General features: G+C 27.9%; 26 protein-coding genes and 2 pseudogenes. 20 read left to right on the forward strand and 8 right to left on the reverse strand.

Features of this window, described 5'->3' with window-relative positions:
* The coding region (locus CAMP5063_RS06180) for a glycosyltransferase family 2 protein (RefSeq protein ID WP_337195003.1) at positions 1 to 783 on the forward strand (783 nt) is incomplete at its 5' end.
* Positions 780 to 1844, forward strand: a complete 1065-nt coding sequence (locus CAMP5063_RS06185; protein WP_337195004.1) for a glycosyltransferase family 4 protein — start codon at positions 780 to 782, stop codon at positions 1842 to 1844. The genes CAMP5063_RS06180 and CAMP5063_RS06185, both read left to right, overlap by 4 nt.
* Here CAMP5063_RS06185 and CAMP5063_RS06190 read toward each other — a convergent pair.
* Both CAMP5063_RS06190 and CAMP5063_RS06195 read right to left on the reverse strand, forming a co-directional pair.
* Positions 1839 to 2759, reverse strand: a complete 921-nt coding sequence (locus CAMP5063_RS06190; RefSeq protein ID WP_337195005.1) for a glycosyltransferase family 2 protein — start codon at positions 2757 to 2759, stop codon at positions 1839 to 1841. The two genes, CAMP5063_RS06185 and CAMP5063_RS06190, sit on opposite strands and share 6 nt — an antisense overlap.
* Positions 2756 to 3541, reverse strand: coding sequence for a hypothetical protein (locus tag CAMP5063_RS06195; RefSeq protein WP_337195006.1), 786 nt, complete (start codon positions 3539 to 3541; stop codon positions 2756 to 2758). Before CAMP5063_RS06195 ends, CAMP5063_RS06190 begins: the two co-directional genes overlap by 4 nt.
* 106 nt (positions 3542 to 3647) lie before the next feature.
* Between CAMP5063_RS06195 and CAMP5063_RS06200 the strand changes: the two genes are divergently transcribed.
* From CAMP5063_RS06200 to CAMP5063_RS06250, 11 genes and pseudogenes are all read left to right on the forward strand, one after another.
* Complete coding sequence (locus CAMP5063_RS06200) at positions 3648 to 4655, forward strand: NAD-dependent 4,6-dehydratase LegB (protein ID WP_337195007.1); 1008 nt, start codon at positions 3648 to 3650, stop codon at positions 4653 to 4655.
* A 7-nt stretch (positions 4656 to 4662) separates the two neighbouring features.
* Positions 4663 to 5226, forward strand: coding sequence for a NeuD/PglB/VioB family sugar acetyltransferase (locus tag CAMP5063_RS06205; RefSeq protein ID WP_263661232.1), 564 nt, complete (start codon positions 4663 to 4665; stop codon positions 5224 to 5226).
* A 2-nt stretch (positions 5227 to 5228) separates the two neighbouring features.
* A pseudogene (locus CAMP5063_RS06210) lies at positions 5229 to 6351 on the forward strand (N-acetyl sugar amidotransferase).
* Positions 6338 to 7348, forward strand: a complete 1011-nt coding sequence (gene neuB, locus CAMP5063_RS06215) for an N-acetylneuraminate synthase (protein WP_337195008.1) — start codon at positions 6338 to 6340, stop codon at positions 7346 to 7348. Before CAMP5063_RS06210 ends, neuB begins: the two are co-directional and overlap by 14 nt.
* A complete protein-coding gene (gene neuC, locus CAMP5063_RS06220) occupies positions 7338 to 8498 on the forward strand; it encodes a UDP-N-acetylglucosamine 2-epimerase (protein ID WP_337195009.1) in 1161 nt (386 codons plus the stop codon). Before neuB ends, neuC begins: the two co-directional genes overlap by 11 nt.
* A complete protein-coding gene (locus CAMP5063_RS06225; protein ID WP_337195010.1) occupies positions 8495 to 9523 on the forward strand; it encodes a nucleotidyltransferase family protein in 1029 nt (342 codons plus the stop codon). Before neuC ends, CAMP5063_RS06225 begins: the two co-directional genes overlap by 4 nt.
* Positions 9520 to 10422: a Gfo/Idh/MocA family protein gene (locus tag CAMP5063_RS06230; protein WP_337195011.1), complete on the forward strand. Its 903-nt coding sequence runs from the start codon at positions 9520 to 9522 to the stop codon at positions 10420 to 10422. Before CAMP5063_RS06225 ends, CAMP5063_RS06230 begins: the two co-directional genes overlap by 4 nt.
* Entirely contained in the window at positions 10415 to 11122 is a 708-nt protein-coding gene (locus CAMP5063_RS06235) for an acylneuraminate cytidylyltransferase family protein (protein WP_337195012.1), read from the forward strand. Before CAMP5063_RS06230 ends, CAMP5063_RS06235 begins: the two co-directional genes overlap by 8 nt.
* Positions 11122 to 11886: a flagellin modification protein PtmA gene (gene ptmA, locus CAMP5063_RS06240; RefSeq protein ID WP_258108291.1), complete on the forward strand. Its 765-nt coding sequence runs from the start codon at positions 11122 to 11124 to the stop codon at positions 11884 to 11886. The genes CAMP5063_RS06235 and ptmA overlap by 1 nt, the downstream gene beginning before the upstream one ends.
* Positions 11886 to 12026: a hypothetical protein gene (locus CAMP5063_RS06245; RefSeq protein ID WP_337195013.1), complete on the forward strand. Its 141-nt coding sequence runs from the start codon at positions 11886 to 11888 to the stop codon at positions 12024 to 12026. The genes ptmA and CAMP5063_RS06245 overlap by 1 nt, the downstream gene beginning before the upstream one ends.
* 55 nt (positions 12027 to 12081) lie before the next feature.
* Positions 12082 to 13809 (forward strand): annotated as a pseudogene (locus tag CAMP5063_RS06250) (motility associated factor glycosyltransferase family protein); the annotation flags it as partial.
* 4 nt (positions 13810 to 13813) lie between these two features.
* On the opposite strand, the gene CAMP5063_RS06255 reads toward CAMP5063_RS06250, so the two are convergent.
* Positions 13814 to 14614, reverse strand: a complete 801-nt coding sequence (locus CAMP5063_RS06255; RefSeq protein WP_337195015.1) for a glycosyltransferase family 2 protein — start codon at positions 14612 to 14614, stop codon at positions 13814 to 13816.
* A gap of 52 nt (positions 14615 to 14666) precedes the next feature.
* On the opposite strand from CAMP5063_RS06255, the gene CAMP5063_RS06260 reads away from it, so the two are divergent.
* The 4 genes from CAMP5063_RS06260 (at position 14667) to CAMP5063_RS06275 (ending at position 18373) form a co-directional block, all read left to right on the forward strand.
* A complete protein-coding gene (locus CAMP5063_RS06260) occupies positions 14667 to 15581 on the forward strand; it encodes a glycosyltransferase family 9 protein (RefSeq protein WP_337195016.1) in 915 nt (304 codons plus the stop codon).
* Between the two features lie 92 nt (positions 15582 to 15673).
* Positions 15674 to 15976, forward strand: coding sequence for an HU family DNA-binding protein (locus tag CAMP5063_RS06265; RefSeq protein ID WP_039619003.1), 303 nt, complete (start codon positions 15674 to 15676; stop codon positions 15974 to 15976).
* A 96-nt stretch (positions 15977 to 16072) separates the two neighbouring features.
* Positions 16073 to 16975 carry a cysteine synthase A gene (cysK, locus tag CAMP5063_RS06270; RefSeq protein WP_263661221.1) on the forward strand — a complete coding sequence of 301 codons (903 nt, stop codon included), beginning with the start codon at positions 16073 to 16075 and terminating at the stop codon, positions 16973 to 16975.
* A gap of 12 nt (positions 16976 to 16987) precedes the next feature.
* Entirely contained in the window at positions 16988 to 18373 is a 1386-nt protein-coding gene (locus tag CAMP5063_RS06275) for a replicative DNA helicase (RefSeq protein WP_133319711.1), read from the forward strand.
* On the opposite strand, the gene tpx is transcribed toward CAMP5063_RS06275, so the two are convergent.
* From tpx to CAMP5063_RS06290, 3 genes are read right to left on the reverse strand one after another with little or no spacing between them, the layout of a single operon-like run.
* Positions 18370 to 18888 (reverse strand): thiol peroxidase, encoded by a 519-nt coding sequence (gene tpx / locus CAMP5063_RS06280; protein WP_133319710.1) that lies wholly within the window; start codon positions 18886 to 18888, stop codon positions 18370 to 18372. The genes CAMP5063_RS06275 and tpx overlap by 4 nt on opposite strands.
* A gap of 11 nt (positions 18889 to 18899) precedes the next feature.
* Entirely contained in the window at positions 18900 to 20243 is a 1344-nt protein-coding gene (gene mgtE, locus CAMP5063_RS06285) for a magnesium transporter (RefSeq protein WP_263666405.1), read from the reverse strand.
* A gap of 1 nt (position 20244) precedes the next feature.
* Positions 20245 to 21402, reverse strand: a complete 1158-nt coding sequence (locus CAMP5063_RS06290; protein ID WP_337195017.1) for a M23 family metallopeptidase — start codon at positions 21400 to 21402, stop codon at positions 20245 to 20247.
* Between the two features lie 127 nt (positions 21403 to 21529).
* Here CAMP5063_RS06290 and CAMP5063_RS06295 point away from each other — a divergent pair, with 127 nt between their 5' ends.
* Genes CAMP5063_RS06295 through CAMP5063_RS06305 form a run of 3 tightly spaced genes read left to right on the forward strand, consistent with a single transcriptional unit; the run spans position 21530 to position 24434 of the window.
* Entirely contained in the window at positions 21530 to 22240 is a 711-nt protein-coding gene (locus CAMP5063_RS06295; RefSeq protein ID WP_442863213.1) for a plasminogen-binding N-terminal domain-containing protein, read from the forward strand.
* A complete protein-coding gene (locus CAMP5063_RS06300) occupies positions 22240 to 23622 on the forward strand; it encodes an FAD-linked oxidase C-terminal domain-containing protein (RefSeq protein ID WP_337195019.1) in 1383 nt (460 codons plus the stop codon). The genes CAMP5063_RS06295 and CAMP5063_RS06300 overlap by 1 nt, the downstream gene beginning before the upstream one ends.
* Complete coding sequence (locus CAMP5063_RS06305) at positions 23622 to 24434, forward strand: YihY/virulence factor BrkB family protein (protein WP_133319705.1); 813 nt, start codon at positions 23622 to 23624, stop codon at positions 24432 to 24434. The genes CAMP5063_RS06300 and CAMP5063_RS06305 overlap by 1 nt, the downstream gene beginning before the upstream one ends.
* Here the strand turns inward: CAMP5063_RS06305 and CAMP5063_RS06310 are convergent.
* Positions 24381 to 25640: a ComEC/Rec2 family competence protein gene (locus tag CAMP5063_RS06310; RefSeq protein ID WP_337195020.1), complete on the reverse strand. Its 1260-nt coding sequence runs from the start codon at positions 25638 to 25640 to the stop codon at positions 24381 to 24383. The genes CAMP5063_RS06305 and CAMP5063_RS06310 overlap by 54 nt on opposite strands.
* Positions 25637 to 26200 (reverse strand): DedA family protein, encoded by a 564-nt coding sequence (locus tag CAMP5063_RS06315; protein WP_133319703.1) that lies wholly within the window; start codon positions 26198 to 26200, stop codon positions 25637 to 25639. The genes CAMP5063_RS06310 and CAMP5063_RS06315 overlap by 4 nt, the downstream gene beginning before the upstream one ends.
* Between the last annotated feature and the right edge of the window lie 6 nt (positions 26201 to 26206).

Raw genomic sequence — 26206 nt, forward strand, 5'->3', positions numbered from 1 at the left:
AACTTTACTTATCCTATTATAGATTATATTATCTTTTTAGACTCTGATGATTATTGGGAATTAAACTGCATAGAAGAATGTGTACCTAGAATGGATGGGGTTGATGTGGTTTGGTTTGATGAAGCAAAATACTATGAAATATCTTGTAAAAATCAAAGTCAAAGTAGTAGATTAAAAGATATTAATATAAAACAAGAAAAAAAGATTACTCCATTAGAATGGTTGCGACATTTAGCAAGAAGCAAGATGAAAGATTTTTCTTTTGCTTGTTCAGGTATGATAAATTTTAATCATATAATAGATAAAAAAATAAAATTTAAAGATGGTATTTTTGCTGAAGATCATTTATTTGGAATTTTGCTTTTTTCGCAAGCTAAGAATATTTATATTTATCCTAAAATATTTTATTATTATAGAATTCGAGCTAATTCTTTGACAAATCAAGATAAAAAAATTACCAAAGATAATATTCTTCCATATTTTAAAGATATATTTATTGCATTTGAAGAGAATGCAACTTTAGCAAAAGAGTATTTTAAATGCGCTAGTTGGGTGCAAACTAGTTTAGAATTAGTGCGATTTATAGAAAATTATCATGATAAAAAAATTTCTTCACTATTAAGAGATGTTATTTTATACTTTTATATCAAAAATGCATTTAAAATTAAAAAAATTGGTAAAGATCCTTTGTGTATTAAAGAGAAATTACAACTATTAAAACCTTATAAAATTTCTAAAATCAGATATGTGATTTCAAGATTTGCGCAAAAGAATATATTATGAAAATTTTATTAGTAGAATTTGATATAACTATCATGGGAGGTGTAAACAGAGTGATTGCTAATTTGGCTAATGCTTTGTTTGAAAAATCTTTTCATGTGGATATACTTAGCATTTATAAAGAAAATACACAAATTCCTTTTTGTATAAATGAAAATATCGGTTTAAAATTTTTTTATGATAATGGTGTAAAAAAGATTAAAACAAAGAATATTTTTAAAAATTTATACAAGAAAAGTATTGAAAAAAGAATTAGGGATTACCGTATTAAAAAGATAGCTAATGACTATGATATAGTCATATTTAATAATTATTTTCTATATAATTCTTTCTTTAAAAATAAAAAAACTAAGTATATTAAAATTTTACATGGACAATTTGAAAATTATACAGATAGAGATCTTAATAGAAATAAATTTTTCGATACAATTGTATTACTTTCAAGTAAGCAATTGAATGAATTTCAAAAGTATTTTAAAAACATCAAAATTATTCCAAATTTTGTAAATATGCCTTTAAAAGTTACTGATTGTAATCAAAAAATAGTTTTAAGTATAGGTAGACTTAGTAAAGAAAAAGGTTTTTTAAGATTAGTTGACATATGGGAAATAGCTCAAAAAAAAATGAATGATAAAGACTGGAAATTATATATTGTTGGCGAAGGAGACTTAAAAAAAGAATTAGAAACTAAAATAAAAGATAAAAATTTAGAAAATTCTATAAAAATTTTACCATTTACTCAAAACATTAATAAACATTACTTAAATGCTAGTATTTATGCTATGTGTAGTTATTCTGAGGGAATGCCAATGGTTTTGTTGGAATCTTCTTCATTTGGATTGCCTAATGTTGCATTTGATGTTAAGACAGGTCCTAGTGATATTATAGAAAATAACAAAAGTGGTTTTTTGGTTAAAGATGGAGACTTTTATGAATTTGCAGATAAGTTAGTATTTTTAATGGAAAATGATAATGCTAGAAAAGAAATAGGAAAATATGCTAGAGTACTTATAGATAAAAAATTTTCTAAAGAAGTTGTAATAAAAAAATGGTTTAACTTATAATTTTTCTAATGTTTTTAGAAAATTATTAATTTTAAAGAGTAATATTTTCCTTTTTATTTTTAGATATAATTTAAATAATACTTTACTTTTAGATAAACGATATAATAATAATACTTTATCTAATTTTAATTGATTAATGGCAAAGTATTGTAATTGCTGATAATATTTCGATGTATTTTGTATGGATTGAATTAAAATTATGACTTTTGATAAATCTTGAATATATGATTTGTGTTTTGTGAAATCTATTGTTTTGGTAGATGAGTTCATATTATCGCAATTATAAACATACAAACATTTTGATAGTGTTGTTACTTGATTTATAAAAACGAGATAATGCATATATAATACAGCATCTTCTGCCATGGTAAGTTTTATATTATTAAGCTTGCTTTCTATTTGATGGACAATTGTTAGTAAAATTTTTCTATTGTATATTTTTCCCCAAGCACTCCATTGATAATCCGGGAGTTGTTTTAGTAAAAAAACAAAATAATCTTTTTGTTGAAAATGATTTTTATTAAAAAATTTTTTTTGAATTTTACTTTGTTTTAGTGTGAAGTAATTAAAACAAAGCAGGTCTGTATCTTTCGTAAGACTATTTACACATTCTTCGCAAGCATTAAGCTCTAAGTAATCATCAGGATCTAAAAACATTATATAAGGTGAAGTTGCTACTTTAACACCTTCACATCTTGCTCTTAGGAGTTTTAGATTCTCTTCATTATGTATGATTTTTATCCTATCATCTTTGCTAGCATATTCTTTAGCTATATTTACACTTTTATCACTTCCGCAATCATCTACTACAATGATTTCTATATCTTTAAAAGTTTGGTTAATACAACTTTCTAATGCACTAGCTATATACTTTTCTACATTATAAGTTGGCAGTATGATAGAAATTTGACTCATTTTTTACTTTGGAATATTTTTTTAGGATGACGAAGATATAACCTAAAACCTTTGTTTTTCTTATTTTCTTTTTCTTTTTTTGCTCCTAGTAATCCTATAAGTTTTTCAGGGTGTACCATATGCATAGGATTTTGTGTGGATTTTATAGGTAATTCTAATGAGTTAATTTTGTCTTTATGAATATATAAAAAAATATTTTGTCTGTACCAAAAATCAATTTTATCGTTTTCCCAAAATAAATTTCTAATATCAAAACATAAATAATCGTATTTTTCAAATAAATTTGCCCAATATTTTGGTGGTTGTTCATTGATATGTTCTAATCCTCCTTGATTAGGAATAGCTGCAGAGAATAAAATAATATCTGAAGTTAATGTTAGCAATTCTATAAAATTTTGAGCATATTTTTCATCAATATGCTCAGTGACTTCTAAACTTTGAGTCAAATTGAATAATTTTGAATAATTTTTATTAATATCTTTTAACGATTGTTTTATATCATCTAAAATTGTATTTGCGGTGGTTGTTAAGTCAACTTTTTTATAATTATGTTTGTCGATATAAAAAAAGCTTTCCGATATGTCATTTCCATCGACTCCAAAAATTTCTATTAATTTGTTTTGTTCTTGCCATGCTTTAAGCCATGTACCAATACCACAACCAACATCCAATACGCTTTGAATATTTGGGATAAAATTATTTATTATTGGTATAATTTCTTTTGCTGACTGATAACTTCCCTGAGATTGTTGTTTATAAAATTCTTCATCATATATAGACATTTATTATTCCTCTCAATCCTATTTTTATTTTTTTAATTTTGCCATAAAATTGCTTTATTTTTTATATAAATGTTATTATTACACAAAAAATATATGAGAAGTTATAATGAAGAATATATTAGTCACAGGTGCAGATGGTTTTATAGGTTCGCATTTAGTTGAAATGCTTTATACACAAAGCAAAGACAAGGATTCTTTGTTTTATGGTTATAAAATTAAAGCTTTAAGCCAGTATAATTCTTTTAATTATTGGGGTTGGCTTGAAGATATAGAGTGTTTAAAAGATATTGAAGTAGTTTGTGGAGATATTAGAGATCCACATTTTTGTAAAAATATCACTCAAGATGTAGAAATCATCTTCCATTTAGCAGCTTTAATAGCCATACCTTTTTCTTATGTTGCTCCAGATAGTTATGTAGATGTTAATATAAAAGGTACTTTAAATATCTGCCAAAGTGCATTAGAAAATAATGTAAAGCGTATTATTCACACAAGTACAAGCGAGGTTTATGGTACGGCTTTGTATGTGCCTATTGATGAAAAACATCCTTTGCAAGCACAAAGTCCATATTCAGCAAGCAAAATAGGTGCTGATGCTATGGCAATGAGTTTTTATAATGCTTTCAACCTCCCGCTGACCATAGCAAGACCTTTTAATACCTATGGCCCAAGGCAAAGTGCAAGGGCGGTGATCCCAACTATCATCACTCAAATTGCAAATGGAGCTAAACAAATAAAGCTTGGAGATGTAAGTCCTACTAGAGATTTTAATTATGTAAAAGATACTTGTTTAGGGTTTTTAGAGTTAGCTAAATGCCAAAAGGCTATAGGTGAAGTGGTAAATATAGGATCAAATTATGAAATAAGCATAAAAGATACTTTAGAACTCATTAAAAAACTTATGAAATCAAATGTAGAATTTATCACAGAAAATGAACGCGTTAGACCCGAAAATAGTGAAGTATTTAGGCTATGGTGTGACAATAGCAAGATTAAAAGCCTTACTAACTTTTCACCACAATATGATATAGAAAAAGGTTTAGCTCAAACTATAGAGTGGTTTAGTAGTTCTTTAAATTTAAAAAAATATAAAAGTGATATTTATAATATTTAGGATTTTTGTGAAAGAAAAAATAATCATTATTGGAGCTGGAGGACATGCAAGAGCATGTATGGATGTTATAGAGCTTGAAGGTAAATTTGAAATTGCTGGTTTTGTGGATAATGATATAGAAAGTGCGTATTATCCATTGCTTGGGAATGATGATGATTTAAAAAAATTATTTAAAGAATATAAATATGCCTTAATTGGTATTGGACAAATTAAAACTTCATTGCCGAGAGTGCAAATTTATGATAAGTTGAAAACTATAGGTTTTAGATTGCCAACTATTATTTCGCCGCTTGCTCATGTGTCAAAAAGATCTTTTATTGATGAGGCAAGTATAATAATGCATCATGCCTTGGTAAATACAAATGTCAAGATAGGTAAAGGTTGTATAATAAATTCAAAAGCATTAGTTGAACATGATGCTATAATTGAAAATTTTTGTCATATTAGTACAGCTAGTGTTGTTAATGGGGGTTGTTTGATAAAGCAGCATAGTTTTTTGGGGTCAAATACTCATTTAAAACATGGTAGTATTTTAGGCGAAGATAGTATAGTATATATGAAAGGAGTATAATGATGAAATATTGTGATTATTGCGTAATGCCAGATACGAGACCAGGGATAAAATTTAGTAAAGATAAAAATGGCAAAAATATTTGTTCAGCTTGTGTAAATCATAAAAATAAAGAAAATATCGATTATGAAGCTAGATTTAAAGAATTAGAAAAACTTTGTGATAAATATAGAAGAATGAATGATAAATATGAGTATGATTGTGCTATTGCGGTAAGTGGAGGCAAAGGTTCTCATTTTCAAGTACATATTATGAAAGAAAAATTAGGAATGAATCCTATTTTATTTAGCGTAGAAGATAATTTTACTATGACTGAAGCTGGGAAGAAAAATTTAAAAAATATTTCTGAAGAATTTGACTGTCATCTTATAAGCTTAAAACCTGATATAAAAACTCAAAAAAAGTTATGTTGAAAACCTTTGAAAAGTATGGAAAACCTAGCTGGTTTATAGATAGATTAATCTATTTCTTACCCTTTTTGCTATGGCTTTGAAATTTAATACACCTTTGCTTGTCTATGGGGAAAATATTTCATATGAATATGGCGGGAATGACAACATTGAAACTCCTGATGCAAGTGGTATTTTTTTAAATGGGGTAGCAAGTGATTTGGATATTAATGAATTTATAGATGATGAAATAAAGGAAGAGAATTTGCAATTGTTTTTTGATCCTAGCAAAGACGATATTGGCAAGTTATATCCTATATATTTAAGTTATTTTGTTAGGCGGAATTCTTATTCTAGTTATGTTTTTGCCAAAAATAGAGGCTTTAGTGATTTAAATGGAGAATGGGACAGGAGGCATTGTGCTGAAAATTTTGATCAAGTAGATAGTATTGCTTATATTTTACATGCTTGGATGAAATACCCAAAATTTGGTCATGCTATGGCTAGTGATTATGCTGCTAGATTTGTAAGATATGGACTTTTAAGCAGAGATGAAGCCGTAAAAATAGTAAAACAAAAAGATCACAATTTGGATAATAAATGCATAGAAGATTTTTGTAGTTTTTTAGGTATTTCAAAATCTAAATTTTGGAGTATAGTAGAAAAGCATTATAATAAAGAGTTATTTTATAAAAATGAATTTGGAGAATATAAATTAAAAAATGAAATACAATAAAACCCTTGTTATAGCAGAAGCTGGAGTTAATCATAATGGTGATATAAATTTAGCTAAAAAGCTTATAGAAGTAGCCAGTGAAGCTGGGGCTGATTTTGTAAAATTTCAAACTTTTGTAGCTGAAAATTGTATAAGTAAAAATGCCAAAAAAGCAGAGTATCAACTCCAAGCTACTGATGAAAATCAAAGCCAGTTTGATATGGTTAAAAAATTAGAACTTTCTAAACAAGATCATGAAATTTTAATAGAACATTGTAAAAAATTTAATATTAAATTTCTTTCCACTGCTTTTGATTTAGAAAGTATTGATTTGCTTGTAAAATTTGATATAGAAATTTTTAAAATTCCAAGCGGAGAATTAACTAATCTTCCTTACTTGAAAAAAATTGCTAGTTTCAATAAAAATATCATCTTATCAACAGGAATGGCCACTTTAGGTGAGATTGAAAAAGCTTTAGATATTTTGGTGCAAAATGGTACTCAAAGAGATAAAATCATTATTTTACATTGTAATACAGAATACCCTACACCTTTTGAAGATGTAAATTTAAGGGCTATGCAAACTTTAAAAAAAGCCTTTTGTTTGCCCGTAGGATATTCTGATCATACTTTGGGTATAACTATACCTATAGCAGCTGTAGCTATGGGAGCTTGTGTGATAGAAAAACATTTTACTTTAGATAAAAGTATGCAAGGGCCTGATCATCAAGCTTCCTTAGAACCTGAAGAATTAAAAGCTATGATTAAATCCATAAGAGAGCTAGAACAAGCTTTTGGAAATGGTGTTAAAATTCCAAGCAAAAGCGAAAGTAAAAACAAAGCCATTGCTAGAAAATCTCTTGTAGCTAAAAAAGTTATAAAAAAGGGCGAATGTTTTAGTGAAGAAAATCTTACCACAAAGCGACCGGGGGATGGAATTTGTGCTATGAAATATGATAAATATTTAGGTAAAATTGCTAGTAGAGATTATGCCGAAGATGAGTTAATTGATGAATAGAAAAATTTGTGTTATTAGTGGCACTAGGGCTGAATGGTATTTGTTAAGAAATTTATGTAAATACATTGAACAAGATAATGAATTAACTTTGCAGCTTATTGTTACAGCAGCTCATTTAAGTCAAGATTTTGGTTTGACTTATCAAGAGATTGAAAAAGAATTTAAAGTAAATAAAAAAATTTCCATTTTGCTTAATAACAATGACGGCGTAGGTATTTGTAAAAGTATGGGGCTTTTACAAATTTCACTTTGTGAAGCTTTTGAAGAATTAAAACCTGATATTGTGGTGATATTAGGCGATAGATATGAAATGCTCTCTTGTGCTAGCGCTTGTTTGGTAATGCAAATTCCCTTAGCGCATCTTTGTGGAGGTGAGCTTACTTTGGGAGCTATTGATGATAGCATTAGGCATGCTATTAGTAAAATGGCGCATTTGCATTTTGCTAGTACTCAAACTTATGCAAATAGAATTTTGCAACTTGGAGAAAGTAAAGATAGAGTTTTTAATGTAGGTTCTCTAGGGGGAGAAAATATCAATAATATGAATTTTTTAAACAAGGAAGATTTGCAAAAAGAATTGAATTTGATATTTGATGAAAATATATATTTAATAACTTATCATCCTCAAACGATACAAAAATCAAGCGTTAAAAAAGAAATAAAATTATTGCTTGAATTTTTAGATAATTTGGAAAATTCTACTTTAATTTTTACGAAAGCAAATGCTGATGAGAATGGTTTATATATTAATGAGCTTTTAAATGAGTATTGTATAAAACAATCTCATAAAGCAAAGTTATTTGATAATTTGGGCTCTAAAAGATACTTAAGTTTAATGAAAATAGCAAATATACTTATAGGAAATAGCTCTAGTGGAATTTGCGAAAGTCCTTTTTTAAGAATTCCTTGTATCAATATAGGTAACAGGCAAGAAGGAAGAATTTTTGCTGATAATATTATAAATTGTGATATTTATCATTTAAAACAAGCGTTTTTGTATGTTAATACCAAAGAATATCAAGATAAGCTAAAAAATTTCATTAATCCTTTTGAGTGTGAAGGTAAAAATACAAGTCTAATGATAAAGGATATTTTAAAAAATATTTCTTTGGAAAAAATTTTATATAAAAAATTTGTGGATATGCAATGAGTATTGAAAAATTAAAACTTGCTAAAAATGCAAGCATACAAGAAGCTTTAAAAATTATAGGTAGTGAGCGTGTTAGAATAGCTTTGGTGGTAGAAAATGATAAATTTTTAGGTGTAATTAGTGATTCTAACATTAGAAGAGCTTTATTAAATGGCAAAAAGCTTGAAGATAGTATAGAAACAATTTATACTAAGAATTCGCTAACTATTAAAGAAAATACAAGTAAAGAAGAGCTTTTAAAATTAGCTAGTCAAACTGATATTTATGATTTTCCTGTCTTAAATAGTGAAAATGAAGTCATAGCTATAAAATCTATTGCTTCAATTCTTAAAGAAAAAAGTTTTGAAAATGAAGTAGTTCTAATGGTTGGAGGTCTTGGGAGTAGATTGGGTGAACTTACCAAAAATACTCCAAAACCTATGTTAAAAATAGGTAAAAAACCAATACTCGAAAATATTGTTTTAAATTTCAAAGAACAAGGTTTTAAAAAGTTTATATTTTGTGTAAATTATAAAAAAGAAGTTATTTGTGATTATTTTCAAGAAGGCAAAAGTTGGGGTGTTGAAATTTCTTATATTAAAGAAAAACAAAAGCTTGGCACTGCCGGGGCTTTGTCTTTGGTAAAAGATATGAAAAAATCATTTATTGTTATGAATGGAGATATTTTAACTAAACTTGATTTTGATCAACTTATTCAAGAGCATAAAAAAAGTAAAGCAGTGATGAGTGTGGTACTTAGAGAATTTAAGCATCAAATTCCTTACGGTATTGTGAAAATTTCTAACAACGATATAAAAGATATAGAAGAAAAACCTATACAGAAATTTTTAGTTAGTGCTGGAATTTATGTATTAGAACCAGAAGTTTTAAAGTATATCAAAAAAGATGTGTATTTGGATATGCCTAATTTGATTAAGCGATTGTTAGATAAAAAATTAAAAATAAATTCTTATATATTGCAAGATTATTGGATTGATATAGGAAGACTTGAAGAATATGAAAAGGCGATTGTGGATTTTCAATGAAAGCTTTGATTATAGGATTTGGTAGTATAGGAAAAAAACACTACTTAGCTTTAAAGCACTTAGGTTATGAAGTTAGCGTAGTTTCAAGAAGTTATAAAAAGAATGATTTGCAATGCTTTAAGAGCTTGCAAGAAGTAAAGTTAGAAGAAATTGATTTATTTGTTATAGCAACTATAACGATAAATCACTATGAAACTTTAGAATCAATCGATAAAAAAGTAAAAGGCAAAACTATTTTAGTTGAAAAGCCTTTATTTGAAAAATATAGAGAGTTTAACTCTATCAATGGTAATTATATTTATGTAGCTTATTTGCTACGCTTTCATCCTTTAGTGGAAAAAATAAAAACTATTATACAAAAAGATCAATATATTTATTTTGTTGAATTTAATTGCTCATCATATTTACCAAACTGGAGAATTTGTGATTATACTCAAAATTATAGTGCAAAAAAAGAATTAGGCGGAGGAGTTTTATTGGATTTATCCCATGAGCTTGATTTAGCGTATTATTTTTTTGAAAAATTAAAATTATTATATGCTCAAAATTTAAAAATTTCTGAACTTGAAATTAATAGTGATGATTTTGCATTTTTATCTTTAAAATCTAAAAAAGAATTAATTCATATCAAACTTGATTATTTTTCTAAATTTACAAAAAGAGAGATTGTTTTGCATTCTCGTGATAAAACTTATAAGGCAGATTTAGTCAATAATAAATTATGCATTTTTGGAACAACTACCTTGTTGCAGGTGGAAGAATGCCAAAGTGATACGATAAAAAATTTAATAAGTCTTCATGAAAAAATTATAGAAAAGGATTGTAGCGTGTGCAATCTTTATGAAGCTTTTGATGTTTTAAAATTATGTGATGAAGTCAAAAGGAGATCTAGTGAATAATATTTTATGCACAATATGTGTAAGAGGTGGTAGTAAAGGGGTTAAAAATAAAAACATTAGAAAAATTAATGATTTGGAATTAATTGCTTATAGTATAATCCAAGCAAAAAATTCTCAACTTTTTGAACATATTGTAATTAGTACAGATAGTGATGAAATAGCACAAGTTGCTTTAAAATATGGCGGAGAGGTTTTTTTCAAAAGAGATGAAAATTTGGCAAAAGATGATAGTGCTAAATTGCCTGTGATAAAAGATGCTTTGTTAAAAAGCGAAGAATACTTTAATACCAAATTTAACACTATAATAGATCTTGATGCTTCTGCACCTTTGCGAAATAGTAAAGATATTTGCAAAGCATATGAGCTTTTTAAACAAGAAAAAAAGTCAAATTTAATTACAGCTACTCCAGCAAGACGCAACCCGTATTTTAATCTAATAGAAGTAGATAATGATGAGGTAAAAAAGTCTAAAGAAGGAAATTTCACTACGCGTCAAAGTGCTCCAAAATGTTATGATATGAATGCTAGTATTTATATTTTTACTAGGGAAAAATTGTTAAAAAATAATACTTTATTTGGAAAAGATACGAGTTTGTATATAATGGATGAAAAGACAGCTTTTGATATAGATAGTGAGTTTGATTTTGAAATAGTTGAATTTTTAATCAAAAAGGCTAATTTAAAACAGGAAGATTTTTAATGATTAAAGATAAAGTAGTATTTATAATAGGAGCATGTGGCCGTATAGGGAGTGCTTTGAGTAAGGCATGTTTAGAGCATAATGGAAAAATTATCATCGCAGATATTAATGAGGAGGGATTATTTCACTTAGTATTAAAATTAAATAATAAAGAACGCATTTTAAGCAAAAAAATTGATATAAACGATTATAAAGCAATTGAAGATTGTTTAAAAGAAGCTATTTTAAAATTTGGAAAAATTGATGCTTTTGTTAATTGTGCTTATCCTGTGAGTAAAGATTGGGGGAAAATTGCTTATTATGAAGCAAGTTATGAACAAATTTGTGAAAGTTTGAATTTGCATCTAGCTAGTTTTATTTTTATAGCTAATATAATGGTAAAATTTTTTAAAAAGCAAGGCTTTGGAAATATTATTAATTTAAGTTCGATTATGGGTGTTTATGCACCTAAATTTGAAAATTATAAAGGAACTTCCATGCAAAGTTCTTTAGAATATAGTGTGATTAAAGCTGGCATTAATCATCTTGGTGTTTGGCTTGCTAAGGAGCTTTTTAATACAAATATAAGAGTAAATAGCGTAGCCTTTGGTGGTATAAAAGACAATCAACCTCAAGTGTTTTTAGATGCTTATAGAAAGTGTTGTGCTTCTAAAGGTATGTTAGATGCTAATGATGTGTGCGGGACTTTGATATTTTTAATGTCAGATTATTCTAAATTTATAACAGGACAAACTATAATAGTAGATGATGGATGGGGACTTTGATGAGTATTTTAGAAAATAATATTAATGCAGTGTTTGATCATAATTTAAAAGAGCAATTAAAAAAAGTAAATCAAACTTATCAAATAGTGCAAGGTGATGATAATTTAGATATAAATATTATAGACGGGGGGGGGGTATAGGCTTTATGATAAGCCGCTAGAAGAATTAAATAAAACATTAAATTTATACAATGATAAATATCTTTTATATCCTATATTATTCTTTTATGGTTTTGGAAATGGAATTTTATACAAAGCTCTTTTGCAAAATCCAAATCATAAGGTTATTTTAGTATTTGAACCTGATGTAAATATAATTTATACTATGTTTAAAGCGATAGATTTTTCTCAAGAATTAAAAGAAAATAGATTATTACTACTAGATCCAAATAATGAAAATATCAATGATTTGAAAAATTTGTTTTTAAGCAATTTGATATTTAAATTTTTAAGGACTTATTTTTTAGAGATACATTGTGATTATTATGATGGCAAGTATCAAGAAGAAATTTTGAAATTAAATTCTTTAATACAAGATGCTATAAAAGAAAATATAATTTCTATTGGAGATGATCCATTAGATGCCTTGCGAGGTATAAAACATTTTACACAAAATATTCCTAAAATGATAGCCAATCCAAGCTATAAAGAATTATTAAATAAAAGAAAAAATTTAAGTGATACAGCTATAATAGTCTCAACAGGACCTAGCTTAACTAAACAACTTCCACTTTTAAAACAATACCAAAACAAAGCCAGTATATTTTGTGCTGATAGTGCTTATCCTATACTTGCAAAAGCAAATATTAAACCTGATTATGTTTTTTCACTCGAGAGAACTGATTTTACTAGTGAATTTTTTAACAATGATTTTGGTGAATTTGATAAAGATATATTATTTGTTATTAAATCAGTTACTCATCCAAATACTATTAAGTATTTAGAAAAAAATAAAAGAAAATATATGATAGTTTCAACTCCAGAATATTTTTTTAAATATTGTTCTTTAAATGATTTTGGGTATTTTAACATGGGATGGAGTGTTGCTCATATGGCCTGTTATTTATCGGTTCATTTAAAACATAGTAATATAATATTTATTGGGCAAGATTTAGCTTATAATGATATAGGAGAATCCCATCCAAAAGATTATCAAAATTCATCAACTTTCGAAACTGATACCTATGAACATATAGATGTGTTGGGGTATGGTGGAATAGGCCATGTTAAAACACATAAAACATGGATTTTTTTTAAGAAAGTACTTGAAAATGATATTCTTACTTTTAATAAGATGAATATGAAAATTTACAACTGCACTGAGGGTGGAGCAAGAATAAATGGAACTATTGAAAAGCCTTTTAAGCAAATATGTGAAAAATTATTAAAAAAAGATTTGAACAAGCCTTTTACAAAACTTGAAAATTTAAATTTAAATAAACAAAATGAATTATTATTAAAAGCATATTTCAAAATTATAAAAAACATTAAACAATATGAAAATTTAAAAAAAGAATTATGCGAAAGAAATATATCTATAAATAAAAATTTATTATATATTGATAATTTAGATATTCAAGATTCTATACATATGTTTGAATTAATATTAAAACAAATTGATGAACTTAAAACTAGCATATATCGTTGTGGTTTGTCAAATGGACCTTTAATTAGACAATTTGAATTAAATTTAGCAAGAATTTATGTGTTAAATCCAAAAACACAAGAAGATAGCTACAATAAATCAATGCTTTGGATAAAAGAACACCTAGATTGGATAAAATTAATCATAGCTCATATAGACTCTCAAAAGGAAGTTTTACAAAGAAGTATAGTTACAACTAAAGATGAGCTTATAGAAAAAGGTTTTCTAAATTTAGTAGAAAAAATCGAGCACAGAGCTTTAAAAAATGTCAATTTTTGATATTTTATAATCTATTTTTTAAATTTATTAAATCGATTTCAAAAATTTCAAGTAATTTTTCATTAAATTTTTTATAATTACACGAGAGCTTTTTTATAAGCTCAAAGCTTCTTATTTTATCTTTGTAATTTTGCCATAAAATTTCTTTATTTTTGTTTTCATATCTACCATTTTCATTAAATTCATAGCGGTATATGCATTCTTGCGATACAAAAAAACTCTCACTTAGCATAAAATTTATATAGTTAAAAAGCACATCTTCTCCATAACAAAGTTTTTCTTTAAAATCAACATGCTCAAAACTTTTTAAAATCAAATTTTTCTTATATACTTTTGCCCAAACACTCCAACAAAAATGCTTTTGTTTAAGTAAAAATTCCAAAAATTCATCTTTTTTAAAAAGTTCATCTTGTTTAAATCTATAAAATTTCTTAAATTTCACCCTATGTACATATGCATCAAACACTACCATATCTACATTTTTGATTTTTTCAAGCCCAACTTCACAAGCATTAAGCTCTAAATAATCATCAGGATCTAAAAACATTATATAGGGTGAGCTTGAATTTAATACACCTATATTTCTACTAGCAAAAGTTCCTAAATTCTCTTCATTATGTATGATTTTTATCCTATCATCTTTGCTAGCATATTCTTTAGCTATATCTATACTTTTATCATTGCCAAGGTCATCTACCACAATGATTTCTATATCTTTAAAAGTTTGTTTAATACAACTTTCTAATGCTCTAGCAATATATTTTTCTACATTATAAGTTGGTAGTATGATGGAAATTTGACTCATTTTAGCTCTTTATTTTTTGATATAATTATAGCTTTTATTTTTAAGGAAAATTATGAATATTTTTATCAACCTTCCTACTTGGCTTGGCGATGCGGTGATGGCTAGTGCGGCTATTTATGCTATGAAAGAAAAATACCCTCAAGCTAAATTTACTTTTTATGGTTCTTTTGTAAGCACAGAGCTTTTTAAACGCTTTGAAAATGCTCAAATTTTAGTAGAAAATAAAAAGCAAAGATATAAGCAAATTTTAAAAGCTAGAAAAAACTTTGGTAAATTTGATCTAGCTTTTTCGTTTCGCTCGGCATTTTCAAGCAAGATCATTTTAAATCTAATCAAAGCAAAAAAAAGATTTTATTTTGATAAAAATATTCTAAAAGAAGAACACCAAGTCTTAAAATACTTAAATTTCATAGAAAAAGCCTTAAATTTTAAAGCCACTTCAAATGCTTTAAAACTCCCTATAAAAGCAAAATCAACTCAAAAAATCTTAGGTATAAACCCGGGTGCGCATTTTGGAAGTGCCAAAAGATGGGAAGCGAGCTATTTTGCAAGGGTAGCAAAAGAATTTAGCTCAACTCATCAAATTTTAATCTTTGGAGTAGAAAGTGAGAGAGAAATTTGTGATGAAATTGAGTATTTTCTTCTAAAAGAAGGTATCAAATCAAAAAATCTTTGTGGTAAAACTAGTATTTATACTTTATGTAAAAATATTTCTATGCTTGATTTGCTCATCACAAACGACAGTGGTCCTATGCATATAGGTGCAGTTTATGGGGTGAAAACGGTGGCTATTTTTGGTTCTACTAAATTTAGTCAAACCTCGTCTTGGCAAGAAAATGCTAAAATAGCACATTTAAATTTAGCTTGTATGCCTTGTATGCAAAAGGTCTGCCCTTTAAAACACCACAAATGCATGAAAGATTTAAAGCCTGAAGTGGTAATAAATTTAGCAAAAACATTTTTTTAGCATATTTTTCTTTGTGATTTGGGTTTAAACCTCTTGCAAAAGCTTGATAAATGTGTTAAACTTAACAATCATTTTTAATCAAGGAGCTTTTTATGACTAAAGCAGATTTTATTTCTCAAGTTGCTCAAACTGCTGGGCTAACTAAAAAAGATGCAACTGCAGCTACTGATGCAGTAATCGCTACTATTACTGATGTATTAGCTAAAGGTGATAGCATTAGCTTTATTGGTTTTGGTACATTTTCTGTAGCTGAAAGAGCTGCTAGAGAAGCTAGAGTACCAAGCACTGGTGCTACTATCAAAGTACCTGCTACTAAAGTTGCTAAATTTAAAGTAGGTAAAAACCTTAAAGACGCAGTTGCTGCTGCTAAAACTGCTAAAAAAGCTAAAAAATAATTCTTTGCGCAAAAGTTAAAAAACTTTTGCGTTTTTCTTCATAGTTAAGTATTAATTTTCTTTTGATATTGTTTTTAAAAATATTAAAGGAAGACAATGTCAGTTTATAATAATATCTTAGATTGTATAGGTAACACCCCGATTGTTTCTTTAAAAGAATTTGCTCCAAATCTTTATGCTAAATGCGAGTATTTTAATCCAAGTCATTCTATAAAAGATAGAGCGGCTGTGGAGATGATAAAACAAGCTTTAAATGAAGGTAAAATCAATCAAGAAACAACCATTATAGAAGCTACAAGTGGAAATACCGGCATAGCTTTAGCAATGATTTGTGCAAGCTTAAAGCTTAAACTTATCATAGCTATGCCTGAGTCTATGAGTATTGAGCGTAGAAAAATGATGAGTTTTTTTGGTGCAAAGCTAGAACTTACTCAAGCAAGTAAAGGCATGCAAGGAGCGCTTGATAGAGCTAATGAGCTTTTGAGTGAAATTCCAAATTCATTTATGGTAAGTCAATTTGAAAATATCAACAACAAAAACGCACATAAAAAAAATACTGCTTTAGAAATTTTAAAAGCTTTACCCGATCTTGGTATTTTTTTAGCAGGTTTTGGTACAGGCGGGACTATTAGCGGGGTAGGAGAAATTTTAAAAGAACACAATCCTAATGTCAAAATCATAGCCTTAGAACCCGCATCTTCGCCACTTTTGAGCCAAAATACCGCTGCAAGCCATAAAATTCAAGGTATAGGTGCAAATTTTATCCCTAAAATTTTAAATCAAAAAATTATAGATGAGATAGTTTGTGTAAGCAATGAAGATGCTATAAATACAGCCTTAGAGCTTGGTAAAAATGGCATAATGGCAGGAATTTCAAGTGGTGCAAATGTATATATGGCTAGAAAAATTGCTTTAGAAAACCCTGATAAAAAAGTCTTGACTATGTTAAATGATACAGCCGAGCGATATTTGTCAACTGATTTATTTGCAAATTTATAATTAGGGGTGTGTATGAGTCAAAATAATGAGCATTTTGATTTAGATCTTGAAAGGGCGATTTTAAGTTCTTGTATATATAGTGAAGATTCTTTTTTTAGTGTTTCTTCGGATATTGAGATTAATGATTTTTCGCTCAAAGCTCATCAAGATATTTATAAAGCTATTTTAGCTTGTGTGAATGCAGGCGAGCCTATAAGTGCAAGTTTTATAAGAAAACATAAAAAAGTAGATGAGCAAATTTTAGCTGAAGTTTTAGCTACTACTTCCATAGCAGATGTGAGTAAATACGCTTATGAATTAAGAGAAAAATCCATTAGACGCCAGCTTTTAAATTTTGCTTATACTATACCTACAAGGGTAAATGAAGATAAAAGCATTTCTCAAATCTCAGATGAAATAGGCAAAGAAATTTTTAATCTTACAAACCGTGTAAATAGTAATAGTATTAAGGATATGACTATGGTGATGTCTGAGCTTATGGATGAGTTTAAAAAGCAAAAAGAAGCTGAAAATAAAGATATTTTGGGACTTGATACAGGTTTTAGTGAGCTTAATAAAATGACAAAAGGCTTTAAACCCGGCGATCTTGTAATCATCGCAGCACGCCCTGGCATGGGAAAAACTACAATTTGTTTAAATTTTATAGAAAAAACACTAAGGCAAAATAAAGGTGTTGTAATGTTTTCACTAGAAATGCCTGCTACGCAAATCATGCAAAGATTAATCAGTGCAAAAACTTCCATTCCTTTGCAAAAAATTCTAATCGCAGATTTAAACGATGATGAGTGGAGTAGGGTAGGTGATGCTTGTAATGAATATGCGCAAAAAAATCTTTATATTTATGATAGTGGTTATGCTAGCATAGCAGACATTCGTTCAATTTTACGCAAAATCAAGGCTCAAGATGAGAGTATTGAGCTTTGCGTAGTTGATTACATCGGTCTTATGATGAGTAACTCAGCTTTTAATGATAGGCATTTACAAGTGAGTGAAATTTCAAGAGGTTTAAAGCTTTTAGCAAGAGAATTAAATATGCCAGTAGTGGCACTCTCACAGCTTAATCGTTCATTAGAAAGTAGGGCAAATAAGCGTCCTATGCTTAGTGATTTAAGAGAAAGTGGCGCTATAGAACAAGATGCAGATACGATTTTATTTGTATATAGAGATGAGGTTTATAGAGAGCAAGAAGAAAAAGAAAGAGAAAATAAAGCTAAAAATGAAGGCAAAACTTATGAGAGAAAATTTATGCCAAATCCTGTGCAAGAAAAGGCTGAGCTTATTATAGGTAAAAATAGAAATGGTCCTGTAGGGCATGTGGATTTGCTTTTCTTAAAAGAAAAATCGTGCTTTATTGAAGCTCCAAAAGAAGATTTTGTGGTTACCAATTTTGAAGGTTAATTTAAAGAATAGCGATAATCGTTTTGTATAAAAAGCTCTAAATCTTTAAAATCAATTTTTCCCATCAGCTCTTTTACGAGCTGTTTGTATATTATTTTTTCATCTTTAACTACAAAAGCTGATCTTGCTAATAATCCTGCAAATATACTATCATGTATTAATACTCCATAATTAGTGCCAAAATCTTTAAAGGCAAAATCACTTGCAACTATGATATTATCAATTCCTTCAGTTGCACAAAAACGATCCATAGCAAAAGGTAAGTCCATGCTAATAACAATCACTTCAATGTTTTTTATAGATGCCAATCTTTTGTTAGTTTCTTTAGCTTGTTTGGAACATACTTGAGTGTCTAAGCTAGGAAAAGTTAGTAAAATTTGAGTTTTTCCAGGTGGTGCTATTTCTACTGAGGCAAGATTTTTAGTTTTTAAAGTCACTTTTGGAGCATTATCGCCAATTTGTAGTTGATTTCCTGTGAGTTTTATGTTTTGTTTTTTATATATAATGCTTGACACAATTTTCCTTTTTATAATAAAATCATCTTAGCTAAAAGTAAAAAGCTGAAAAAACCCAAACCATCAGTAATTGCAGTAATCACAACACTTGAACCTACCGCAGGATCAATTTTAAATTTTTTCAAAGTTAATGGCACAAAAGAGCCTACAAAACCGGCTAAGGCTAGATTGATTAGCATTGACAAAGCTATAACAAGTCCTAAAAGGGCTGTTTTAAACCATATAAAAGCTATAATACTCATAACGCTAGCAAATATAAGCCCATTTAATAAAGAAATTCCACTCTCTCTTAATATAACTTTTTTAGCATCTTTAAATTCTACTTCATTGAGTGAGAGTTTTCTAACTGTTACTGCTAAGGCTTGTGAGCCTGTGTTACCTCCCATGGAAGCTACAATAGGCATAAGTACTGCTAGAGCTACAAGTTGTTCTATTTCACCTGAAAAAAGACTGATGATATTAGCTGAAATTAATGAAGTTGTAAGATTAATCATGAGCCAAAAAGCTCTTGCTTTAGCCGCTTTAAAAGCACTTTCTTCTTCAACATCTGCATCAACTCCGGCTAAATTATAAATTTGCTCTGTTGCATTTTCTTGGATTAAATCATGAATATCATCATAAGTAATTCTACCCAAAAGCACTCCATCATCATTTATAACAGCCAAAACACTTAAATCATAATCTTCTACTATATCAATAGCCTTTTGTATATCTTCATGATCTTTAATGCTATAACATTTATATTTTTCATTGTTGTTTTTAATAATATCTGCAAAACTTAGTTTAAAATCCCAAAGCAAGAGATCGCTTAGGTTGATAGCATTGCAAAGTTTTCCTTGTTTATCTATGATATAAACTTGAAAAATTTGATCTACTTGTCCTGAATGCTTTAAAATTCTATATCTTTTAATGGCCTTTTCTATACTTTCATTAATAGAGGCTGTGAAAATTTCTGTTTGCATATAAGCACCAGCGGTATTTTCATCATAATTTTTAAGGCGTAAAATTTCTTCTTTGTCTTCTGAACTTAAGCGGTTTAAAATAGCTAAAGTTTTTTGTGGATTTAGCTCTTCAAAACGCTTAATTAAGTCTGTTGCATCATCACTTTCAAGCTCTTCTACTGCTTTTGCAATCTTTATAATGCTTAAGTTTTCTAAAATATCTTCTAAGATATGTTCAGGCGTTATAGTAGCTACATTTGCAAGTGTGTAAGTATCAAAAGATTTAAGAGTTTTTAAATAAAGCTCTTCATTATGTCTTTTGATAGTTTTTAAGGCTTCATTGATTTCATAGGTACTTTGATCTTTGAAAGTATTTTTTAAAAGTTCTTGTGCTTCTAAAAAATCATTCATCATCTCAAAGCTCCATAGAATTTTCTATATTTTGTTCTTTTGGTGGATTTTTATAATTTTCATCAATGCTTTGCAAGCGGTTTTCATACTCTTTTGCCATTTTTAAAAATTCTTCTTTGTTTTTTCCACTTAAGCTTGATTTTGGAATTTTAACTATAGTTTCAGGATTAATTGCTTTATTATTTAGATAAAGTCCAAAATGCAAATGTGGTCCAGTACTCATACCAGTAGAGCCTACATAAGCAATCACTTGTCCTTGCTTAACTTTTTGTCCGCGTTTGATTTTTGCAAAGCGACTAAGATGAGCATATAAAGTCATATAGCCTGACATGTGTTTTACTTGTACAACCTTACCATAACCACCTTTTGTCCCAACAAAGCTAATCGTTCCATCTCCTGCACTTTTAACTGGAGTACCCGTTGGAGCTGCATAGTCAATACCTAGGTGTGCTCTATAGCGTTTTAATATAGGATGGTATCTTGCTCTAGTAAAACGATCTGAAATCCTTGTATATTTGACAGGTTTAGTTAAAAAGAAATTTTCAAGCTCTTTTCCTTGAGCATTATAATAAGAATCTTTATATAAAAATACAGAATATTCTTTACCTCTAATATTAGCTAAAGCTGCTTGGATATTAATATCGCCAAAAAGTCTTCCTAGTCTTCTTTTTTGCTCATAAATTAATACTACACTATCGCCTTTTCTAACATTTTTAAAATTAACACTATTTTTAAAAGCTCTTACCATAGCTCTTGCTAAGGTTACGCTACCACTTTCATCATAAACATCTTGATAAGCTGAATTGTTAATAGCTACGCGAATAGTTCTTTTTTCTTTGGTATAAGAAATTGGAGTAAAACTTAATACGAATTTATTTTCAGTATTTTTGTAAATATGAATTTGTAAATCATCACTGATTGGGATTAAAACCTGTTCTAATTCTCCTTGATCATCTTTTAACATTTGGTATTTAATACCACTTGCAATTTCTGCACTTAGTTCTTTATCTTCAGCATCAAGATTATAGTATAAATTCAAAGGTATGGAGTGATCTTGTAAAAAATCAAGTAAAGTTTTGCCATTCTCCCAAGAAAGTTCTTCAATACTTGAAATAGCAAAAAGTTTTATCGATATAAGTAAAGATATGAAAATTTTTTTCATGGTATTTTAAAGCCTTCTAAAATTTAAACATAAATTTGTATTTTACTTAATTTTTCTTACAATTTTGTAAGGAAAATACAATATAATTTAATTTTTACACTTTTTTAAGGAGTATCAGTTGTCAAGAATTATTTTAATACTTTGTTGTTTTTTAGCATTTTTGCAAGCTAAAAATTTTGATTTAATACAAACAAAACTTGAAAAAGTAGATGATATTTATGGTTATATAAAAGATGATCCTAGAATTTTATTGCACTCAAGTGGTATAGTTGTGCATGAAATTGATACACAAAAATCAATTATTGCAAGAGCTAGTGTGATAGGGCGTGAAAATGGCTTAGTTAAATTACAATTTAAAGTTTTTGATATGCTAGCTCAAGATGCTATGCCTTTACCAAATGTATTGCCACAAGTAGGCGATAAAATAGTTTTAAATTATTTATATGATAGAGCCTTGATTATAGCTCCTGATAAAAATGTGTATGATTTTATAGCTCAAAAATTAAATGGACTTTATTTTTTACACCCTGATTTATTTGGTGCTCATATGATACAAGAATACCGCCAAACTCCAAGAAGATCAGATTTTAGATCTTTTTGTTCAAAAAATGCTGTTGGGCTTTTAGTGGTAGCTTTAGAAAATAAAGCTGAGATAGTTGATTGTCAAGATTTTGGCAAGATAGAAGAATTTAACATACCTCAAGCTCAAAGTTTGCAAATTCCATTTTATTCAAGAATTACAGGTTATAAAAGCGATATTTTTAGCTTAAATGATGAGACTATTGGAAATTATTATGTATATTATGAAAAATTAATTAGCTTAACTAGAGAAAAATAATGCAAGAAATCCATCAAAAATTTTTTCAAGATCTTTTAGGGGTTGAAAATGCTCATTTTGATCCTATCCATAAAAGAGCGTATAGTTATGATGCTACTAAAAAGCATTATTTACCTGATGGAGTGCTTTTTCCAAGAGATGAAAATGATATTAGTCAAATTTTAAAATATTGTAATGAAAATAAAATCATCGTTATTCCTAGGGGCTCAGGTAGTGGATTTACCGGTGGAAGCTTAGCTATTAATGGTGGAGTAGTGTTAAGCTTTGAAAAACATATGAATAAAATTTTAGAAATTGATCTTGAAAATTTAGTTGCAGTAGTGCAGCCTGGTGTGATAAATATGGCTTTACAAGAAAAAGCAAAAGAATATGGTTTATTTTATCCACCTGATCCTGCTAGTATGGAGTATTCTTCTTTAGGGGGGAATGTAAGCGAAAATGCAGGGGGTATGAGAGCTGCTAAGTATGGTATAACTAAAGATTATGTAATGGCTTTAAGAGCTGTTTTACCTAATGGAGAAATCATTAGAGCAGGTAAAAAAACTATAAAAGATGTAGCGGGTTATAATCTAGCTGGAATTTTAATAGCAAGCGAGGGATCTTTGGCTGTGTTTAGTGAGATTACTTTAAAACTAGTAGCTTTGCCAAAGTTTAAAAAGACAGCTATGGGGATTTTTAACAGCATTGATGAAGCAATGAATGCAGTTTATAAAACTTTAGCTAAAGGTGTGACTCCTGTATCTATGGAATTTTTAGATCAATTAAGCATACAAGCATTAGAACAAAAATTCCAAAAAGGCTTACCTATGGATGCGGGTGCGATTTTAATCGCTGATGTAGATGGCAATGTAGAAGAGGCTATTGAAGCAGATTTAAAAATTTTGCAAGAGAGTTTTTATGAATCTGGCGTAAGAGAGTTTAAAATAGCAAAAGATGAGCAAGAAGCAGCCAATATTTGGTTTGCTAGAAGAAACTGCTCTCAAAGTATAGCAATGTATGGAAATTTAAAGCTTAATGAAGATATTACAGTGCCGCGTTCAAAACTGCCTGATCTTTTAAAAGGCATAGCTGAAATTTCTAAAAAATATGGTTTTAAAATCCCTTGTTTTGGTCATACTGGCGATGGTAATGTACATACTAATGTAATGGTAAGTGATAAAAATAATCCTGAGCTGGTTAAAAAAGGTTACGAAGCTGTAGAAGAGGTGTTTAAGCTTACAGTTTCTTTGGGTGGAACCTTAAGTGGGGAGCATGGTATAGGCATTTCAAAAGCTCCTTTTATGAAGCTTGCTTTTAGCGAAGCTGAAATGGACTTGATGAGAAATATCAAAAAAGCATTTGATCCAAATAATATACTTAATCCTTTTAAAATGGGACTTTGATGAATTTTAAAAACTTCATAAAAATTCTTTTAAGCATAAGAGATAAAGAAATTTTAAATTATGCTGCAGCTTTGAGTTTTTATACTATTTTATCTTTAATACCGCTTTTATTTTTATGTTTTTGGGTTTTTACTCAAATTCCAAGTTTTGAAATGTATCAAGAAAGAATTAAAAATTTAATTTTTACTTTTTTAATCCCAACTCAACAAGAATTAATAACACAATATATTAACACTTTTTTAAAAAATAGTGTCAATCTTGGTTTAATTGGTCTTTTAGCTATGGCTTTGACTTCTTTGGCATTTTTTTCAGGTTATGATTATGTTATTAATAAGCTTTTAGAAGAAGACTCTAAAAGTCTTTGGCATAGTATAAGTTCTTATTGGACTTTGGCAACATTAACTCCACTTGGACTTGGAGTGAGTTTTTACATTTCAGGTTTTATACAAAAAACCTTAGATGATTTTAATATTGCTTTAAATTTTTTTGAGATTTTACCTTATGTGATTATATGGGCTTTGTTTTTTACATCTTATTCAAGTTCAGTGAGTAAAAAAGGTGATTTAAAAACTTTGCTTATTAGTTCTTTTGGTGCTTCTGTGATTTGGTATATTTCTAAGATGATTTTTGTATATTATGCTGTATATAATAAAACTTATTTAAATGTATATGGTTCTTTTTCTGTGATATTGTTTTTCTTTTTGTGGATTTATATTTCTTGGATTATTTATCTTTTGGGTTTAAGGGTTTATTTGATTTTAAATCAAGAAAATAAAGGGAATAAAACCAAGAGAAATTACAAAAAGAGCTAAATAACGATGAAAAATAGCCATGAAGGATAAAAATATATAAATAAGATAAATTTCTAATGGTATGTGTAACAATATACTATTTAATTTAAAATCAAATAATGCTAATAATATTTCATCTAATTCATCTCCATAAGATAATAAATGCAGTAATAAACTTATAGGGTAAAATAAAGCAAATAATATGCTTAGAGGTATACCTAAAAATTGTTGAAAACTAATAAGTGGAAAAAAATATAATACAGGAATCATCATTGCTAAAAAAGTCCAAAAATTTATAAAAACAATATGAATATAATTTTTTGAAAAATTATCTTTAAAATGATGTAAATATAAATAAATATAAAATACTCCTAAACTTGAAAACAAAAAGCCAACGCTAAATAATAAATTTGGAAATAAGCTTATACATAAAATTACACTTAAGAATAAAAATTTAAAACTCAAAATTTTAATATTTTTGCTAAATAGATAAAAAGCAAAAATACTCATACATAAGGCTCTTATATAAGAAGGGCTAAAGTCTATTAAGAATATATACAAAATTAAAAGCAAGAAAGTAAAAATACTAATATCAAGTTTTAAACTTCTATAAGGAAAATATCGTTTGTGAAAAAAGGTATATAAAGGAGCAAAAATCAAAAAGCAAAAACTAAATAACAAGCCCAAATGATATCCACTAATAGCAATTAAATGCGCGATATTGTAAAAATTTACATCATTTCTAAGTTCACTTGATACATTTTTTGCAAAAAATAAAGCCCCGTAAAATTCTTTGATTTTTTCATTTTGATGTTGATTTAAAAAATACTCCACTAAGATATTTTCTTTTTGAGTATTAGTTTTATGAAAATCATAACTTGGTACAAAAAAATTTTTACTAAGATAATCTTTAAAGTTAATATTTTTAGTAATAATCCTAAGATTTATAATATCATTTTTACTTAAATTTAGATCTTTAAAACTAGTAGTGTAAAAAACAAAATCAGAATTTTTAATTTTAAAAACTTGGTATTTTTTACCTTTTTTATTAGTTTTTTGATAGCTAGATATAATGATATTATTTTTAAGCAATAAATGTTTTGTGAGTTTAAAATTTTGGTATTTTTTATACTCATAAGTGAGATTTAGGCTAAAAATTGCTAAAAAACATAATAATAAAATTAAAAATTCTCTATAAGAATCTTTTATAGAGAATTTTAAATTCATTTTTTCTTAGAAAAGCGTGATAAGTATAACCATATAATAAAAATTAAAGTGATTATAAAGGCAGGTGCTATATAAGGATGATTTGAAAAAATTTCAAAAGCCTCCTTTAAGGTGTTTCCAAAAATAAATCCAGCATAACCAAGTATTATAGCCCAAATTAAACTAGCTAGGGTATTGATGATAAAAAATCTTACAAAGCTAAATTTGCAAAGGCCTGCTGCTATAGGAATGATAGTTTTTACCCCGTAAATAAATTTTTGCACTACTAAAAGTAAATCTCCATATTTTTTGATTTTTATCATAGCAAGCGCGATTTTTCTTCTATGATTTTTAAAATAAGGCATTATGTCTTTTTTATAATATTTTCCTAGAATAAATAATAGGGTTGAACCTATAGTATTAGCCAAAAAGGCTAAAAATATACACAAATGCAAATCAAGTTTAGTTGAACTTGCACAAAGTACCCCGGCAGCAAGTATGGCCACCATTCCTCCACCAAAAGAATAAAAAAATAAAATCAAATAACCATAAGTGCTAAGATTATCAATCATTTCTTGCATGAAAAA

It is taken from the genome of Campylobacter sp. RM5063 (assembly GCF_024723655.1).
GTDB lineage: Bacteria > Campylobacterota > Campylobacteria > Campylobacterales > Campylobacteraceae > Campylobacter_D > Campylobacter_D lari_D.

What these genes read in the sequence shown, in the direction of transcription:
- CAMP5063_RS06185 (WP_337195004.1), top strand. Translation starts at nt 780, where the DNA reads ATGAAAATTTTATTAGTAGAATTTGATATAACTATCATGGGAGGTGTA.
- CAMP5063_RS06190 (WP_337195005.1), bottom strand. Translation starts at nt 2,759, where the DNA reads ATGAGTCAAATTTCTATCATACTGCCAACTTATAATGTAGAAAAGTAT.
- CAMP5063_RS06195 (WP_337195006.1), bottom strand. Translation starts at nt 3,541, where the DNA reads ATGTCTATATATGATGAAGAATTTTATAAACAACAATCTCAGGGAAGT.
- CAMP5063_RS06200 (WP_337195007.1), top strand. Translation starts at nt 3,648, where the DNA reads ATGAAGAATATATTAGTCACAGGTGCAGATGGTTTTATAGGTTCGCAT.
- neuB (WP_337195008.1), top strand. Translation starts at nt 6,338, where the DNA reads ATGAAATACAATAAAACCCTTGTTATAGCAGAAGCTGGAGTTAATCAT.
- CAMP5063_RS06225 (WP_337195010.1), top strand. Translation starts at nt 8,495, where the DNA reads ATGAGTATTGAAAAATTAAAACTTGCTAAAAATGCAAGCATACAAGAA.
- CAMP5063_RS06230 (WP_337195011.1), top strand. Translation starts at nt 9,520, where the DNA reads ATGAAAGCTTTGATTATAGGATTTGGTAGTATAGGAAAAAAACACTAC.
- ptmA (WP_258108291.1), top strand. Translation starts at nt 11,122, where the DNA reads ATGATTAAAGATAAAGTAGTATTTATAATAGGAGCATGTGGCCGTATA.
- CAMP5063_RS06245 (WP_337195013.1), top strand. Translation starts at nt 11,886, where the DNA reads ATGAGTATTTTAGAAAATAATATTAATGCAGTGTTTGATCATAATTTA.
- CAMP5063_RS06255 (WP_337195015.1), bottom strand. Translation starts at nt 14,614, where the DNA reads ATGAGTCAAATTTCCATCATACTACCAACTTATAATGTAGAAAAATAT.
- CAMP5063_RS06260 (WP_337195016.1), top strand. Translation starts at nt 14,667, where the DNA reads ATGAATATTTTTATCAACCTTCCTACTTGGCTTGGCGATGCGGTGATG.
- CAMP5063_RS06265 (WP_039619003.1), top strand. Translation starts at nt 15,674, where the DNA reads ATGACTAAAGCAGATTTTATTTCTCAAGTTGCTCAAACTGCTGGGCTA.
- cysK (WP_263661221.1), top strand. Translation starts at nt 16,073, where the DNA reads ATGTCAGTTTATAATAATATCTTAGATTGTATAGGTAACACCCCGATT.
- CAMP5063_RS06275 (WP_133319711.1), top strand. Translation starts at nt 16,988, where the DNA reads ATGAGTCAAAATAATGAGCATTTTGATTTAGATCTTGAAAGGGCGATT.
- mgtE (WP_263666405.1), bottom strand. Translation starts at nt 20,243, where the DNA reads ATGATGAATGATTTTTTAGAAGCACAAGAACTTTTAAAAAATACTTTC.
- CAMP5063_RS06290 (WP_337195017.1), bottom strand. Translation starts at nt 21,402, where the DNA reads ATGAAAAAAATTTTCATATCTTTACTTATATCGATAAAACTTTTTGCT.
- CAMP5063_RS06300 (WP_337195019.1), top strand. Translation starts at nt 22,240, where the DNA reads ATGCAAGAAATCCATCAAAAATTTTTTCAAGATCTTTTAGGGGTTGAA.
- CAMP5063_RS06305 (WP_133319705.1), top strand. Translation starts at nt 23,622, where the DNA reads ATGAATTTTAAAAACTTCATAAAAATTCTTTTAAGCATAAGAGATAAA.
- CAMP5063_RS06310 (WP_337195020.1), bottom strand. Translation starts at nt 25,640, where the DNA reads ATGAATTTAAAATTCTCTATAAAAGATTCTTATAGAGAATTTTTAATT.
- CAMP5063_RS06315 (WP_133319703.1), bottom strand. Translation starts at nt 26,200, where the DNA reads ATGCAAGAAATGATTGATAATCTTAGCACTTATGGTTATTTGATTTTA.